Source organism: Pseudarthrobacter arbutini (genome assembly GCF_054510915.1).
The window spans coordinates 143,982-160,776 of the sequence record NZ_JBTNDQ010000003.1; the positions used below are offsets into that span (position 1 = coordinate 143,982).

Sequence of the window (16,795 nt, forward strand, 5' to 3'; positions counted from 1 at the left end):
CTGGTAGCGTCCTTGGCTGATGACCGAGCAAGCCGACTCTGGTTCCGCCCTTCGCCGACTGGACGGCAGCCGTGGCGATCTTGCCAACAGAGATGTGCGTGGCGGCGAAGCCACGGGGCCGAGTTGGGCCACAGGCAGATACACGGAGATCACCTTCCTCCAGTCCAGGGTCAGGCTGTCGATCCCCCACTGGCGCAGTAGACAGCAGGGCTTGGGCGAGGGCTCAACCGTCACGCAAGCGTGCATAGGGCCCAGTGGCAAGATTGGGGCCCTGGCAGTGTAGAGAATACCTGCGGTGAGGAGAACATGCCTCCTGTGCCTGGGCTGTGTACGGGTGGTCCGGGTGTGTACGTATTGTCGGTCGTGGTGCAACGAGCTTGACGTGGGGTTGCGGCCATCTGGCAGTTGGCCTCAGAGGATAGCATCCAACACATGCGAAGCCGGCGTCCTTAGCATCCCATTCCGGGAAGGCTTGGACGGAGTTTTCGGTCAGTTCGTTTCACGTGAAACAGTTCGCTCGAGGTCTTGCCATCCACGAAGCCGTCGCCGGCCGGACTGCTTGACGTGAAACAGTCCGGCCTGGAAGAAGATCCGTGTCCTCGTGCCGTCTTTGCCGGCCCGGCCCATGGCGCCCACGAGGCCTCCTGGTATGGCCCGTCTCCTGGTATGGCCCCGCTGAGACGAGCACGGCGTTGTCAAGGGATGAGGCCGCAACAGGTGTGTGTCGATACTGTCGTTGGGGCGGTCGGGGCCAATATCGGGCTTGGACAATCTCCGCATGTGCTTCGTCTTCGGGCCATCGGAATCATTGAAACCTCGCACAATACGAACGATGATCCCGATGGACCCACCAGCGCAGCGAGTACAGGCCGAATGCGCGACGCGGGGCCACTCCGTGCGGTTCCCGAATTACCATCCGGGGCTGGACGTATCGGCGGATGGGCTTTGTGAGTCTCCAGGCCCACGGTCCCGAATTCGTCCGCAGGCAACTTGTCGGTGCTGGCGGGTTCCCAGCGCTGTGTGAGTGTGCTCCCGGGGGCCGCTGAAATCTTGAGTTGCCCGCTGCCGTGTCGTCGACATGCGGTGGACAAGACTGAACTGTGGCAACTGGTCAGGCTGCCACTGAACTGGATACCGTCGCGGCAGATTAACGACATGCTGCGGTTTGGCGATGAGGCTTGGGTGCATTTCTGACCTGGCAGTCATTTACGAGGGGCCAGAGCGATTTGCTGTCGGGGATCTATTCCAATTGCTCGGATCCGAGCGTTATAGCAGTCACCTGGCGCCCCCGGCGTTCCTTGGTTTCCTCCGACCTGCGCCGTCGCCCCCGCCGCGCGCCGTCTCCCCCGACCACCGGCGTTGACTCTAACCACCGGCGTTGACTCTGACCAACCCTTGGAACCCCGATCTTCTAAGGCGTCACCCGATCTTCTAGGCGTCAACTGCGAGAATCGGAGTTTGATTCAGACCATGGGCGCCCAGCGAGACTGGAACGCCGGCCTGGTCAGGGTGCTTACGGTAGTCCGATGCTCCGGTTCCATAGTGTCCCCGCGAGGTGAAAAGGGGCGTGAAGGCCACTAGGCCACCTAATCCAATTGGTATTCGCTGCTCAAAGTTCGATCCAATGTCTGAGTGCGCTGCGGATATTCTCCTCAGCGAATGGACGGGACGCATTACGTGCTACATCGCGTGAACCCGATCCATGCGGCCTGGCTCGAGTTGCCGTTGGGCAGGCCAGTACGAGCTGGAGGGAGCAGACTCATGCAGGCTTGGGCAGTGTTTCACGTGAAACAAGGCGCGGGGGACGCATCAGTGCGCAGAGTATGATCGTCGCGGAAGTGGGAGCCTGGGTTGATTGCTTTACCGTCGTGAGCCGAACTGAACTCAACTGAATTCAAGTATGTCGAACTGAATCGCTGCGGCATTGTCGTGCGGCAAGGGCACTCGGATGTAAGGATCAGCATGCACTGACGCCGAAGAAATTTCGCCCGTCCGGCAAGCGTGGCCACACTGTACGCGGCTTGGCCTGGCGAATCGTCGATGTTTCACATGTGTCCATGTTTCGCGATCGCCAATGTTTCACGTGAAACAGAGTACTCGGGCTCGCGTCGGCGGGCATTAGAAGTCCCTTAGCGAGCTGGAATCCGAAAACACTCTGTCTACTGTCGGCGAACCTATGCCTTCTTGCCGCGGCCCGGCGGCCGAAGCCAACGAAGACCGCACATCCTGCGAAGTGTCCCGCATTGTCGTACGCTTTCCCTCACGGGCGCGAGGCCAGACGTACGAGGCTCTGCATCTCGATCGCCAATGTTTCACGTGAAACAAGAATCCGAATCAGGAAACCCGGACTTTGGGATGACGACCAGACGACTAGTCGGAGATTTCAGCCCACTAGCCCTCATAGGTAAGACGCTCATCCCTGCACTGGGTCTCCAGGAGCGACTCTGAGCAATCACTGAAGTTAGGAAACGAATGAAGGTTGATGCAATGTGCTTGTGCTTCGACGGGCTCGGTCTTAAAGACGCGTGGCCACCGCTTCATGGAAGCAGTGGCCACAGGCCGGTGTCACTGGTCATATGGGACAGAAGTCCCCTACCTGATTAGGACAGGACGTCCGCAAATTCCTTTTCGAAGAACTGCTTCGGCCTTGCGCCGATAACAGTGCTCTTCACCTGGCCGTCCTGGAAGAGGTAAACGGCGGGGATGGACGTGATTCCGTACTCGGCGGCGATGGCGGGGTTGTCGTCGACGTTGAGCTTGACGACATTAACCTTCTCGCTGTATTCCACCGAGATCTCGTCGAGGATGGGTCCCAGCTTGCGGCAGGGGCCGCACCATTCAGCCCAGAAGTCCACAATTACCGGCTTGTCGGCGGACAGTACGTCCGCAGCAAAACTTGCATCTGTTACGTCTTTAGCGTTGCTCATAACCTTGTCTCTCTCTTCGAACGGCGGGTACGCGAGATTACGCGTGAAGGTCTGCGAGGTAGTGTTCCACGTCGATCGCGGCTACACATCCGGAACCGGAGGCCGTGATGGCCTGACGGTAGGTGGGATCAACAACATCGCCGGCGGCGAAGACGCCAGGGATGCTGGTCTTGGAACTCCGGCCCTCGACGGCGATGGTACCGGCCGCCGTGATCTCCAGGGAGTCCTTGACCAGGTCGGTGCGGGGGTCGTTTCCGATGGCGACGAAGACGCCGGTGACGGCGAGGTCGGACACGGTGCCGTCCTGCAGGTTCTTGATCTTGAGCCCGGTGACTTTGTCCGCTCCGATGACGTCGTCAACGGAACTGTTCCAGATGAACGAAATCTTGTCGTGGGCCAGGGCACGGTCCGCCATGATCTTGGAAGCTTTGAGTGTGTCGCGGCGGTGCACAACGGTGACGGATTTGGCGAACTTGGTCAGGAAGAGGGCTTCCTCCATGGCCGAGTCTCCTCCGCCGATGACCGCAATGTCCTGGTCCTTGAAAAAGAAACCATCGCAGGTTGCACACCAGCTGACGCCGTGGCCGGAGAGGCGCTTTTCGTTCGGGAGGCCCAGCTCACGGTAAGCGGATCCGGTGGACAGGATGATCGCCCGCGCACGGAAGGTCTCGCCGGTACCGATGGTGACAGTCTTGATGTCGCCGTCGAGGTCCAGTGCTGTGACGTCCTCGAACTGGATTTCCGTTCCGAACCGGGCTGCCTGCTTCTCGAAGTTCTCCATGAGGTCCGGCCCCATGATCCCTTCGGGGAAGCCAGGGTAGTTTTCGACGTCGGTGGTGTTCATCAGTTCGCCGCCGGCGGTAACTGATCCGGCCAGAAGCAAGGGCTTCAGGTTGGCGCGCGCCGTGTAGACAGCGGCCGTGTACCCGGCCGGGCCCGAGCCGACGATGATGACATCACGTACTTCGGACGCGGTGTTTTCTGCGTTGCTCACTGAACGGTGAACCTCTTCCTTAGTCGATGCGCCGGCTTTTGCGGCCGGCCACATGGCACAACTGAATCTAGGTGGTGAATATTCCGGGCGCCGCGCGAACGGAGGAACCATCAGCGGCCATAACCCCGTCAGCTGGACGGGACGCCCTACCAGATTACCGTCTGAAAACGGCTGAGCCGCGTCTGTTACTGCGGAGCAATGCTCCGGGCAGAACAGCCGCGGCTCAACGGGAACGACGCAGGTGTGGTCCTACTGGATCTTGATCTCCGCCAGGCGGATGCCAAAGCCATAGCGGGTCTTCGGGGCAGCCAGCTTGGGAAGCGTCTTGATGGACACGATCACGTACTGTGCCTCCACCGGCTCGGCCAGTGGCATGGTCAGATCTGTTGACGTGAAGCTGTTGGTCCCCACCAGTTTCGCTCCGTCCAGTGATGGCCGGTCATTGGTGAAGACACTGAGATTGCCGCCCGAGGCTCCGAGCTGAGTCAGGGTGATGGATGAAACCTTCGCCGGATTCTTCAGCTTGACGAACAAGGGCACGCCATCGGTTGCGAGGCCGCCCCAGCCCTCGGTGGCAAATTCCATGTCTGACCAGTAGCTGGCTGCGTTGCCGTCAAACGCCTTCACAAGGTCCACGTCGTAGGTGCCTGCGAAGTCAAAATTTCCCTGGCGGGTGATGCTGTCAATGGCAGGCGGTGCCGCCGGCGCTGCGGAGCTCGGGTTGGGTGAAGGCGACCCGGTGTTTGGCTGGGTGGAGCCCGTCGACGTGGAGGATGGGGCCGCCTGAGGGCCCGTTTTGAATAGACTGCCCAGGTTGGTGACCGCAAAGACCAGCCCGGAAATCAGCACCACGGCAAGCAGCCCGCCCACCAGCCAGCGCATCGAGCGGGGCTCACGCTCGGGCTCGTCGTCATCGTAATAGTCATCCGTCCCGCCGGAAGGGGGTACTGCGGCCGCCGGAGACACTTTCCGGGCAAGCGACGGGAAGGCGCCCGCGGCGCGATCGGAGCGTTCCGGCGCTCGGGAGATCACGGGTTCGTCGTAGGCTGCTTCCTGGGAGCCGTTGGAATAGTCGTCCTCAGACCACAGGGAGACCTTGGGCGAATCGGATCCCGCACCTGCCTTGGGCTCGGCCGGTCCGGAAACTGGCCGGTTCTCCGCAGCCTGCACCGGTTGCGGCGCAGTGACGTGCTGATGTGCGGCAGTGGCGCCCGCAGCGGCGGCCCCTGCTCCAACGGCTCCGGCCTTGGCAGGCCCCGACGCCGGACGGACCGCCGGGCGGAGCGGCGGACGGGCCGGAACAACCGGGGGTACAAGCGGTGGAGCAACCGGTGCGGCCGACCGGCGTGGGTCAACCTGGCGTGGGTGGTTGTCCGAATAGTTGATATATCCGGCGTCGACGTTCTCTTCGTCGTCGTACGGTTCCGGTTCGTGTGAACGCACTTGGCCGAAAATTTCGCTGCCCAGGGTATCCGTGAAGAACGGCTCGACGTAAGGCGCGTCGGAGGCAACCACGAGGTCCAAAAGGTCTGCCGCGGACGTGTGGTTGGTGATGAGGTACGTGGTGGCCTCAGTGACCCCAAGGTCCAGGACCTGGACGTTGCCCGGGCGCTCACCGGTAGCCACCTCGCGGGCGCTCTGGGCCACCTGTTCGGTGTTGTCCGGGCCGGCGACCAGAATGCTGACCGGTCGGTTGAGAACCTGGTCCACCCCGTCCAGCACCAGATCCTGGTCGTGTGAGGTCAATACCGTGGCTGTGACCTTGTAGCGGCCGCCGAGTACTGATCCAACGTCGATCGGGTGGGACACGTGTTCCTCCTAGACTGTCCGGGAATGCCGGCGTAGATGATGCCACCGCCGGTCAGAAACCGGCCAAAAGCCAGCCGGCGAGCCGGTCTGCGCTTGCCTGCAACTACCCCTGTTCACTGTCGATCCTAGCCGATCGGCTATGGCCGCCGTGGTCGACAGGCAACCAAAAACCGCGAGAAGATCACTTTTTTCGAGGCCGGCGGGGCCTGAAATGGGGGTTCTGTCCGGCCTGGCCCTGGAACGTGCGCCGGCCGGGAAGGGGAATCTCGTCGCGCAGCAGCCCGCCCCGCGCTGTGCCGGGCACGTCCTCTGCGGGAAGGTATCCCGCGGCGGGTTCAGTGCCCCCGTTAGCCACTCCTTCAGTTTCCCCTTGTGCGCCGTCAGCTGGCGCCGTAGGCGCTGCCTGGGGTTCCGGCACGGGTCCTGCGCGGAAGGAGGCGGCGTCGAATTCGCCGGAAATCCGGGGAATCAGGCCGGTGTCCACCGCGACCGTGGCGCGTTCCGGCGTCGGACGTTTCGTTCCGGAGACGTCGGCACCCGCAGCCGACGACGGCGTTCCCCCGCCGCCGGACGGTCCCGTGCCGCGTCCCAGCCGTCCCAGCAGGGGGCGCATGAGGTCCCGGAGTTCGGCGACGTGGAAGACCTTCAGCAAGAAGACATAGGCAACCAGCATGATGGGTCCGACGACGATAACGGTCACCAGGGCGGCGAGCCGGTCCTTCCAGGCGAAACCGTCGGGGCTGTAGCTCCCCATCAGCCACAGGGCCCCGGCGCCCGCGATCGCAGAACCGAGCGCCGCATAACCCATCCGGATGTAGGAGTTGGCGATCCTCGGGCCGTCGAGGTGGCCCAGGAGCCGGCGCAGGAAATAGGCGCTGATGACCACCGAGAGAATATTGCCCACCATGTACAGCAGGGCGATCGCGTAGATGACCTGGCCCACGGGCAGGAACTGGATGGCGAAGGCGCCGGCCACATAAACAACTGCCAGGAGGAGCTGGATGTAGAAGGGCGTCCGCGCGTCCTCGTTGGCATAAAACACCCGGGACATCATGAAGTTGGCACTCATGAACGGGGTGCTCAGGGCAAGGATGGTCAGCGTCTGCGCCAGCATCACGCCGTCCTGCCTTTCCCCGCCGGAGAAGAACATGCCAAGGGGCCCTGCCAGCGCGAACAGGGCAAGGGCGCCAAAAACAGTGGCCACGGCCATGGTGCGGAGGCCATGGGACAGCGCGTCACGCAGCTCGGCCTTGTTGCCGTCCTGCGAGGCACGGGTCATCCGGTTGAAAAGGACCGTCGCCAGGGACAACGCAATGATCGAGTGCGGCAGCAGATAAAGCTGGCTGGCCACTTCCAGCACGGCGTTTCCGGGCAGGAAGTCGGCGGCGGGGTCCCCCGCCTGTTCGAGGCGGAGGCGTTCGGCGCCGGGGATGGTGGCGATCCGCATGACGTAGAGGAAGGCAAGCTGCCCGACGGCGGCGGTCAGCAGCGTCCATACGCTCAGTTTTGCTGCCTGCCCCAGTCCCACGCCGCGCCAGCCGAACCGGGGACGGAGGCCCAGTTTCAGCCGGAAGACCGGAATGAGCAGGATGGCCGTCTGGGCCACCACGCCGATTGTGGAGAAGCCCGCCACAAAGAGCGTCTGCGAGGGACCCCAGTTGTCCAGGGTGTGCGGGTTGATCTCGTTGGCACCGTAGATCACGATGAACATGCCGAGGCCCCCGATGGCCACCAGGTTGTTCAGGATGGGCGCCCACATGGCTGGGCCAAACGCGCCGTTGGCGTTCAGCACCTGTGTCAGGAGGGCGTAGAGGCCGTAGAAGAAGATCTGCGGCAGGCACCAGAAAGCGAACGCAATGGCCAACGCCTTCTGCTGCGGGGAGTAACCCTGCGTGGTCAGGTCAATGATCAGGGGCGCCGCGAGGGTGACGAGGGCGGTGAGGCCCAGCAGCAGGAGTACAGCGAGCGTCAGCAGCCGGCTGATGTAGTCCGCTCCCCTGTCCGGCGCCTTGCTGGCCTTGATGATCTGCGGGACCAGCACGGCGTTGAACACGCCGCCGGCCACCAGCAGGAAGATCAGGTTGGGCAGGTTGTTGGCGTTGATGAATGTGTCGTTGACCGTGGAGCTCAGCCCCAGGGCAGCTCCCAGCATCCACGTTTTGCCGAAGCCCAGGAACCGGGATACCAGGGTGCCTGCAGCCATGATGGCGCTGGACCGGGTTTCACTCGAGGTTTCGCTCGGGGCGGCGCGGCCTGGTTTATCGGAGGGGGGATTGGTAGCTGACATCGAGTTCATCGTCTCACCCGGATGCTGTTTGTACCGCAACGGACAGGCTGTATGCCGGAGCAGGCATACATGCGGCTCCGGCGGACGCAGCCTTAGAGGTGTTCGGGCAGGACGTCCCGGGCCAGATCCGCGATGCGGCGCTCATTGGGGAACGAAAGCTTCCGTGCGAGTTCCTTGATGGGGACCCAGGCGACGTCCACGGCTTCGTGGTCCGGATCGTTTTCGATAGTGAGTTCGCCGCCGGTGGCGCGCAGCAGATAGTGGTGCACGGTCTTGTGCACGCGGTGCCCGCTGACAGTGAACCAGTAGTCGATGCTGCCCAGCGGCGCCAGGATGTCGCCCTCGATGCCGGTTTCCTCGGCAATCTCGCGGACTGCTGCCTGCTCGTTGTCTTCTTTGCCTTCAGGATGGCCCTTGGGCAGGCACCACTCCAGCCGTCCGCCCCTGTTAAGGCGGGCGATGATCGCAACCCTTAGTTCGCCGTCGGACGTGTCCACCACAACGCCGCCGGCGGAAATTTCCTCCACCGTAGGCAGCGAGGCCGGGGCCGAGTGCAAGACAGGCGCGACGTGGGCACCAATTGCCGACGGCAACGGTGCGTTTGTCCTCCTGCCGGGAGCGCTCGGTACGGGATGGGCCATGGAGTCCACTCTAACGACTCTTGTCCGATCATGATGACCTGAACATGACATCAAAGTGGACTGCGTATGACGCACTTTGAGGGGCTGTAGGCGAATAGGCGCGATCTTGAGGAGATTTTGGCCTGCCAAGCCGCTGGTTTCTGACAAGCTTAAGTAACTATGGCGCACGCACATCACAAGATTGATTCCAACACCGTCGATTTCCAGGTGGACCCGGTGGTCCTGGAGCTCGGGCAGCGCTTTGTCGACGCCGGCCACGAGCTGTCCCTGGTGGGCGGTCCGGTACGGGATTTTTTCCTGGGACGCACCTCGCCGGACCTGGACTTCACCACCGACGCCAGCCCGGACCAGACAGTTGCCCTGATCAAGAAATGGGCGGACAACTTCTGGGAGATCGGCCGCGCGTTCGGGACGATCGGCATGCGGAAAGCCGGCTTCCAGATCGAGATCACCACTTACCGCGCCGAGGCTTACGATCCGGAGTCGCGCAAGCCCGTGGTGGCATTCGGCACGTCACTCACCGACGATCTCCTGCGCCGCGACTTCACCATCAACGCCATGGCGCTGCGGCTGCCCTCCCTTGAACTTATTGATCCGTTCGGCGGCGTCCGAGACCTCAATGCCTCCGTCCTGGCGACGCCCGGTTCACCGGAGGCCTCCTTCTCCGATGATCCCCTCCGCATGATGCGCGCTGCCCGGTTCGCATCGCAGCTGGGTATTTCCGTGCACGACGACGTGCGGCTGGCCATGAACCAGATGGCCGAGCGGATCAAGATCATCTCGGCTGAACGGGTCCGTGATGAGTTGGTCAAGCTCATCTGCGGTGCGAACCCCCGGGTCGGTGTGGACCTGCTGGTGGACACCGGCCTCGCCGAGTTTGTGCTGCCAGAAGTGTCCGCGCTCCGGCTGGAATCCGACGAGCACCACCGCCACAAGGACGTCTACCAGCACTCCCTTCAGGTCCTGGAACAGGCCGCCGCCCTGGAAACGGATGCCGACGGCGCCGTGCCGGCTCCCGATTTTGTGCTGCGGTTCGCAGCGCTGATGCACGACGTCGGCAAGCCGGCTACGCGGCGTTTCGAACCGGGCGGCGCGGTCAGCTTCCGCCACCACGACATGGTGGGGTCCAAGCTCACCGCCAAGCGGATGAAAACCCTGCGGTTCGACAACGACACCATCAAGGCCGTGGCCCGGCTGGTGGAGCTGCACATGCGGTTCTACGGCTACGGCGATGCCGGCTGGAGCGACTCGGCCGTCCGCCGCTACGTCACGGACGCCGGCCCGCTCCTGGAACGGCTGCACCGGCTGACCCGCTCGGACGTCACCACCCGCAACCAGCGGAAGGCTGAACGGCTCGCCTTCGCCTACGACGACCTGGAAGACCGGATCGCCGTACTGCGCGAGCAGGAGTCCCTGGACGCGGTCCGTCCCGACCTGGACGGCGCCAAAATCATGGCCCTCCTGAACCTCAAACCCGGACCCGTGGTGGGCCGTGCCTACAAGTACCTGCTTGAGGAACGGATGGAACACGGACCGCTGCAACCGGACGACGCCGAGACGAGGCTGCTCGCCTGGTGGGCGGAGCAGCCCGAGGCGGCACCGCCGGTTCCGGAAAAAGAAGAACCTCCCGCCGCCGTCGAACTTTCCCCGAATGAGGAGTCCAAATGACGTACCCGATGACCGCGCCCCGTCCCCAGCTCTGGATCCTGCGCCACGGTGAGACCGAGTGGTCCAAGAGCGGCCAATACACCGGGCTCACCGACCTGCCCCTGACCGTGGAAGGCGAGCAGCAGGCCGTGGAGGCCCGAAAGGTGCTGGACCAGGTGGACTTCGACCTGGTCCTGACGTCCCCGCTGCGCCGCGCCCGGCGCACAGCCGAACTGGCAGGTTACCCTGATGCGCAGCACGAACCGCTGGCCGTGGAATGGAACTACGGCGACTATGAGGGCATCAGCTCGGACCTGATCCGCAAGGACAACCCGGACTACCTGATCTGGACCCATGGTGTGCCCAACGGCGAATCCCTGGACGAAGTGGCTGCCCGCGCCGACAAGATTGTGGCCCGCGTGCTGGAATCCGGGCTGGACAACGTGCTGATCGTGGCGCACGGGCACTTCTCTCGGATCCTCACCGCGCGCTGGCTGGAACTGCCGCCCGCCGAAGGACGCCATTTCATCCTGGGAACCGCGAAAGTCTGCACGCTCGGCTGGGATAAGCGGACCCCGGCCATTGTCCGCTGGGGACTCTAACGGCGCATTCATAAACTTTCTTGAAAAACTTTGCGAATTAAGTGGCGCATTGCTCTATTCGTAGGGTAATTTTATTCCTGACCCCAGAGCGTCTTTGCCGGGGTCGCGGCGCGCGTTGTCCGGCTAGTCAGCCGAGGCAGCGGCATAACGGAAAAGGAGGTTGGGAAAAATGATTACTTTGACTAGCGGATGGAAGATGACCATCACCGCGAACCCGGCCTCTGATGCTTTTGCGCGCCGTCTTAACGGAGTGTCTGCCTCCTAACCTTCTCGCAACTGGTCCCGCCCCCGCGGCGGCGTCACTTGCAATGAGGTATATCCAGGCCACCTCCTTCTCGGATGGCTCGCGCTAGTGGCTCGCCTCAGGCGACGCCTGCTGGAAGTCTCCTGTCGGCATAGCTTCAGGGCTGGTCCGCGCGGCGCCGCAGCATCCCCATAGTTCGGAACTCAAGCTTCTTTGTTGGGGTCTGCACTGCCGCTGCAACAGGGTCCTTCTTCGCATTCGCGAACAATTCATAACCACCGGGCATTTCCCTGCCTCATTATGCCGTTATTGCTCCGACATTAAATGGCTTTATTTGTCATGCCCAATTACACGCCGAAAGGAGGTGACCACCATGATCAAACGAATCAAGAACGCACTATTCTTCCTGCGGAAGCCTGTCCGGGATGACCGGCCCGTCCGGGATGACCGCCGGGAATTCAACGGGCAGCTGCTGGAACGGCAACGCGAAGACGTTTTCGTCCTGTTGCACCAGCAGATGGGCGGCATGAACTGAGGCGGGGCCCGAGTATGGAGTCCACGGTCCGGCAGCGCACGTCCCGGGTAAGCTCTCAGACATGCAGGAGACGAAGCCACCGGCGCACCCACGGCGCGCCCGCTTGGTTGTTCCGAGCCGCAGCGACCTGCTGCTGAAGAACTTCACGGAACTGATCGGCGGGCCGATGGGTGCCCGGTCGGCGCCCGGCCTCGTCTCCCCCGGCGTTTTTACCGTGGAACGTGTCCTGATCATCTTGACCGTCGTGGCGGCGCTGGCCGGCCTCGCCATCAAGGGCTACTGCCGGGCCAACGGCTGGTCGAGCCCCGGCCAGTTCTATTCCACGTGCTATTCCGATTTCCCGGAATTCTTCCGCAACCGCGGCCTGGGGGACGGCACGTTCCCGGTCCTGAGCCCGGGATCTCTCTTTGAAGACCCCGTCCTGATGGGACTCATTGCCGGGGTGACTGCCTGGATGGTCCCGGGCCAGGGCATCAGCGACGCGCGGATTCTTGGCTACTTCGACGTTAATGCCACTCTGGTTGCAGCCGTATGGATTGTCACCGTGCTGGCTACGGCCCGGATGTCACAGCGGCGCCCCTGGGATGCGGCCATGGTGGCGCTGGCACCTGGCATCGTGCTGGCCGGAACCATCAACTGGGACATGTGGGCCGTGGCGTTGTTGGCGCTGGGGATGCTGTGTTTTTCGCGGGAAAGGCTGGTCCTCGCCGGCACCCTGATTGGCCTCGCCACAGCGACGAAGCCCTATGCCGCCCTGGTTCTCGGAGCCGTCCTCCTGCTGGCCCTGCGGACCGGGCGGATCCGCGGTTTCCTGGTCACTGCAGGCGCCAGCGCAGCGGCCTGGCTGGCCATTAACGTGCCTGTTGCGGTGGCCAATCCGTCGGGCTGGGGGTACTTCTTCAGGTTCACCGAGACGAGGGAAGCCGGCTACGGGTCCCTATGGTTCGGCTACAACCTGGTGGCCCGGCGGCTGCGCTGGCCGGTGCTGGATCCCGCAACCATCAACTGGCTGGCGCTGGCCGTGTTCCTGCTGGCCTGCACCATGATTGCCGCGGTGGCGCTGACAGCAGCACGCCGGCCGCGGCTGGCCCAGTTGGCGTTCCTCATCGTGGGTGCTTTTGTACTGACCAGCAAGGTCTATTCGCCGCAGCATGTCCTGTGGCTCATCCCGCTGTTGGCGCTGGCCCGGCCGCGGTGGCGGGATTTTCTTGTTTGGCAGGGCGTTGAAGGCCTGCACTGGGCAGCCGTCTGGATGTACCTGGGCCAGGTGGCCAGCCAGGGCCCGACCCAGCACAATATTGACATGCCCTACTACGTCCTGGCCGTGGCAGCACATATGCTTGCAACGGCATATTTGATGTTCCGGGTTGTATGGGACATCCACGATCCGGACTACGATCCTGTCCGCCGCCATCACCTCGATGATCCACAGGGAGGGCCGTTCGACGGAGTCCCGGACTGGTTGCGGTTCAGCCCCCGCCATCCCTCGCATGCGGTGCTCCCTTGGCGGGCGAAACACCATGCCTGACGTCGCCGTCGTCGGGTCCGGACCCAACGGGCTGGCTGCAGCCGCCGTAATGGCGCGCGCCGGCCTCTCCGTCGAAGTCCACGAGGCGGCGGATACCATCGGAGGCGGTACCCGCACCGCCGAACTGATGCAGCCGGGGCACCTCCATGACATCTGCTCGGCCGTGCACCCCATGGCGCTGGCATCACCCTTCTTCCGCGACTTCGAGCTGGCACGCCGGATAGACCTGGTGGTCCCGGAGCTTTCGTTCGGATCACCGCTCGACGGCGGACGGGCGGCCCTCGGCTACCACAGCCTCGAACGGACGGTCCAAGGCCTGGGCCGGGACGGCGACGCCTACCGCAGGCTTCTTGGCCCGCTGGTTGACCGCATTGACGGTGTGATGGATCTGACGCAGCACCAGCTGCTGAGGATCCCCCGGGATCCCCTGGCGGCGGCGCTTTTCGGGCTGCGGACACTGGAGCAGGGATCGCGGCTGTGGAACGCGGGGTTCCACGAGGACCTTGCGCCTGCGCTGCTCAGCGGCGTGGCCGCCCATGCGGTTTCGCAGCTGCCCTCGCTGGCCTCTGCAGGCGCCGGGCTCATGCTCACCGCACTGGCCCACGCCCAAGGCTGGCCGCTTCCGTTGGGCGGATCGGCCTCCATTGCGGCCGCGCTGGAGGCCGACATCCGTGCCCACGGCGGGGTGATCCGGACGGGGGCGACGATCGAGAGCCTCCACCAACTCCGCGGCGCGCGGGCCACTCTGCTGGACGTGGCCCCACGGGACCTGCTGAACATTGCAGGCGACAGCCTCCCGGCCAAGTACCGGCAAGCCCTGGAGGCGTTCCGCTATGGGAATGGTTCCTGCAAAGTGGACTTCATCCTGTCCGGACCCGTTCCGTGGGCAGCAAAGGAACTGGGGGACGCCGGAACGGTGCACGTCGGCGGCACGCGTGCTGAACTGGCCCGTGCCGAGAACGAAGTATCCGCCGGGAAACACCCGGAACGCCCTTACGTCCTGGTGGCCCAGCCATCACGGTTCGACCCGGGCCGGGCGCCAGCCGGCCGGCAGATCCTGTGGGCATACTGCCATGTGCCTGCCGGATCAACCCGCGACATGGGCGAGGCCGTTACCGCGCAGCTGGAGCGCTTCGCGCCCGGGTTCCGGGATGTGGTGATGCAGACCAGGGTGACCACTGCGGCGGAACTGGCCAGCTACAACCGGAACTACGCGGGCGGGGACTTCAGTGCCGGCATCATGGATGTGCGCGGACTTATCCAGCGCCCCGTCGTCTCCCGCGTTCCATGGCGGACGCCCGTGCCCGGCGTGTATCTCTGTTCCTCCTCTACGCCGCCCGGCCCCGGCGTAACGGGCATGCCAGGGTTCTTCGCCGCGAAACATGCCCTAAGGGACATATTTGGTCTTGGGGTCCCTTCGCTCGGCCTCTGAACCCTGCCTCTATGCCGGCGCGAACGGACACTTAAGCCCCTGGCGGCGGGGCTTAAGTGTCCTTTCGCGCACAGCGGTAGGGCCTCAACTGTCCGTTGGCGCGGAACGGATGACAGCAAGCGCGTTCCAAATCGGGGCATAATAGCGCCGTGGGGAACTCAAAGAAACTATCGCTTGCCATAGCTGGACTCATCCTCGGCGCCTCCTTGGTTGCCTGCGACGACGGCAGAGGGGGTGCCGAAAGCGCGGCCAAGCAGTTTGCGTCCGCTCTTTCCACGCTCGACGTCGGCTCGGTCGCCTTTGATGGCAAGGACTCCGGGGTGGCTAAGCAACAGGTCCAGGACGTCTTCAAGGCCCTGGAGCCGGACAAGCCCACGGTGGCGGCCGGCGAGCTCACCCTGGACGGCGACACTGCAACCGTTCCGCTGGACTACACCTGGAAAATCGGCACCGGCGAGTGGAAATACACGGTCTCCGCAGAGTTCACGAAGTCAGGGGATAACTGGCTGGCGGTCTGGAACCCGGCAGCCCTGGTCCCCGGACTCGCCGACAACGAAATCCTGAGCAAGGGCACCCAGTCGCCGCAACGCGCCGACATCCTGGGCGCGGATGACGCGAAGCTGGTCACGTACCGTCCCGTGGTCAACGTGGGGATCGACAGACTGCTACTGGGATCCGCGGACGCCGCCGCGTCAGCCACCAAACTGGCCGAACTGGTGGGTGTGGATCCCGCCGCCTACGCCCAACAGGTTGCGGCCTCCGGTGCCGAGGCGTTCGTCCGGGCCATCACTCTCCGTGATGAGGGCCGCACCGTCACGGACGCGCAGATCACGGCCATTCCCGGTGCCCGCGCCATCCCGGAAGCCCAGCCGCTGGCACCCAGCCGCACGTTCGCAAGGCCAGTCCTCGGCACCGTCGGCGAGGCCACGGCCGAGCAGATCGAGGCGTCCGACGGCGTCCTGACCGCCGGCGACGTGACTGGCATCGGCGGGCTCCAGCAGCAGTACGACGCGCAGCTCCGCGGCACCGACGCCGTGGTGATCCGTGCGCAGCGGGCGGACCTGACCCGTGAACAGATCCAGGCCGCCGGAACGGATCCCCGCAGGGTGGTCTTCGAGATGGCCCCGACCCCCGGCACGCCACTGAAAACCACCCTTGATCCGAACCTCCAGTCACTCGCCGAGAGCACCCTTGCCGGTGTAGGCCCGGCGTCGGCCATCGTGGCGCTCCGCCCCTCCACGGGGGCCGTTCTCGCCGCGGCCTCAGGCCCGGGAAGCAACGGCTACAACACCGCCATGCTGGGCCAGTACGCGCCCGGGTCAACCTTCAAGATCGTTGATTCGCTTGCCATGCTCCGCAACGGCCTGACGCCCGATTCGAAGGTGGAATGCACACCCACCCTTACCGTGGACGGCCGGACGTTCAAGAACGCGGAAGGTTACCCGGAAACGTCGCTGGGGTCCGTGGCACTCCGCGATGCCTTTGCCCACTCGTGCAACACGGCGTTCATCGCTGCGCGCGACACAGTCACGCAGGCCCAGCTCGAGGCTGCCGCCGTCGCCATGGGCGTGGCGGTGGAGGCCCCCGCGCTGGGCGCCGCGGCGTTCCTCGGGTCCGTTCCGGGCGAGGCTGCGGGCACCGAACATGCCGCCTCGATGATCGGCCAGGGCAAGGTGCTCCTGTCCCCGCTGGCAGCGGCCATCATGGCCGGTTCCGTGGGCAAGGGATCCCCCGTCTCACCGCAGCTGGTCCTGAACCCCGACGCCGGGGCTGCCGCGGCAGACACCTCCGGCGGGACGACGGCGGAGGACGCGTCGCCGTCGTCGACCGTTACGCCGGAAGCACCGTCCAAGGCGTCCGGCCAGCCCATCACTGCCGCCGAGGCCGCGGCACTGTCCGACATGATGCGGGCGGTCGTCACGTCCGGCCACGCGGGCTTCCTGACGACAGTTCCCGGCGCGCCGGTGGGCGCCAAGACCGGCACGGCGGAGTTTGGCAAGGAGAACCCGCCCAAGACGCACGCCTGGATTGTGGCCGTCCACGGTGACCTGGCCGTGGCCGTGTTTGTCGAGGACGGCGGACTCGGAGCCACCACGTCGGGTCCGCTGCTCAAGCAGTTCCTGACCGCCGCCGCCGGCTAGCGCCCCCG

General features: G+C 64.3%; 11 protein-coding genes. 6 read left to right on the forward strand and 5 right to left on the reverse strand.

What is annotated here, in order from left to right:
* Positions 1-2,600: 2,600 nt before the first annotated feature.
* The 5 genes from trxA to ACX80V_RS04675 all read right to left on the reverse strand — a co-directional run bounded on the left by trxA (position 2,601) and on the right by ACX80V_RS04675 (position 8,610).
* Positions 2,601-2,927 carry a thioredoxin gene (gene trxA, locus ACX80V_RS04655; RefSeq protein ID WP_058930642.1) on the reverse strand — a complete coding sequence of 109 codons (327 nt, stop codon included), beginning with the start codon at positions 2,925-2,927 and terminating at the stop codon, positions 2,601-2,603.
* 37 nt (positions 2,928-2,964) lie between these two features.
* Positions 2,965-3,921: a thioredoxin-disulfide reductase gene (gene trxB, locus ACX80V_RS04660; RefSeq protein ID WP_485842166.1), complete on the reverse strand. Its 957-nt coding sequence runs from the start codon at positions 3,919-3,921 to the stop codon at positions 2,965-2,967.
* Positions 3,922-4,170: 249 nt separating this feature from the next.
* The gene (locus ACX80V_RS04665; RefSeq protein WP_485842167.1) at positions 4,171-5,730 is read right to left on the reverse strand and encodes a protein kinase family protein; all 1,560 of its coding nucleotides are present in this window, start codon (positions 5,728-5,730) and stop codon (positions 4,171-4,173) included.
* A 181-nt stretch (positions 5,731-5,911) separates the two neighbouring features.
* Entirely contained in the window at positions 5,912-8,017 is a 2,106-nt protein-coding gene (murJ, locus tag ACX80V_RS04670) for a murein biosynthesis integral membrane protein MurJ (protein ID WP_485842168.1), read from the reverse strand.
* Between the two features lie 92 nt (positions 8,018-8,109).
* Positions 8,110-8,610, reverse strand: a complete 501-nt coding sequence (locus ACX80V_RS04675) for an NUDIX hydrolase (RefSeq protein WP_058930646.1) — start codon at positions 8,608-8,610, stop codon at positions 8,110-8,112.
* A 207-nt stretch (positions 8,611-8,817) separates the two neighbouring features.
* Here ACX80V_RS04675 and ACX80V_RS04680 point away from each other — a divergent pair, with 207 nt between their 5' ends.
* The 6 genes from ACX80V_RS04680 to ACX80V_RS04705 all read left to right on the forward strand — a co-directional run bounded on the left by ACX80V_RS04680 (position 8,818) and on the right by ACX80V_RS04705 (position 16,787).
* Positions 8,818-10,326, forward strand: a complete 1,509-nt coding sequence (locus tag ACX80V_RS04680) for a CCA tRNA nucleotidyltransferase (protein WP_485842169.1) — start codon at positions 8,818-8,820, stop codon at positions 10,324-10,326.
* Positions 10,323-10,907: a histidine phosphatase family protein gene (locus tag ACX80V_RS04685; protein ID WP_485842170.1), complete on the forward strand. Its 585-nt coding sequence runs from the start codon at positions 10,323-10,325 to the stop codon at positions 10,905-10,907. The genes ACX80V_RS04680 and ACX80V_RS04685 overlap by 4 nt, the downstream gene beginning before the upstream one ends.
* A 617-nt stretch (positions 10,908-11,524) precedes the next feature.
* Positions 11,525-11,686: a hypothetical protein gene (locus tag ACX80V_RS04690; protein ID WP_485842171.1), complete on the forward strand. Its 162-nt coding sequence runs from the start codon at positions 11,525-11,527 to the stop codon at positions 11,684-11,686.
* Between the two features lie 61 nt (positions 11,687-11,747).
* Positions 11,748-13,214 carry a glycosyltransferase family 87 protein gene (locus ACX80V_RS04695; protein ID WP_485842172.1) on the forward strand — a complete coding sequence of 489 codons (1,467 nt, stop codon included), beginning with the start codon at positions 11,748-11,750 and terminating at the stop codon, positions 13,212-13,214.
* The gene (locus tag ACX80V_RS04700) at positions 13,207-14,646 is read left to right on the forward strand and encodes a phytoene desaturase family protein (RefSeq protein WP_485842173.1); all 1,440 of its coding nucleotides are present in this window, start codon (positions 13,207-13,209) and stop codon (positions 14,644-14,646) included. The genes ACX80V_RS04695 and ACX80V_RS04700 overlap by 8 nt, the downstream gene beginning before the upstream one ends.
* 149 nt (positions 14,647-14,795) lie before the next feature.
* The gene (locus ACX80V_RS04705; protein ID WP_485842174.1) at positions 14,796-16,787 is read left to right on the forward strand and encodes a penicillin-binding transpeptidase domain-containing protein; all 1,992 of its coding nucleotides are present in this window, start codon (positions 14,796-14,798) and stop codon (positions 16,785-16,787) included.
* Positions 16,788-16,795: the final 8 nt, after the last annotated feature.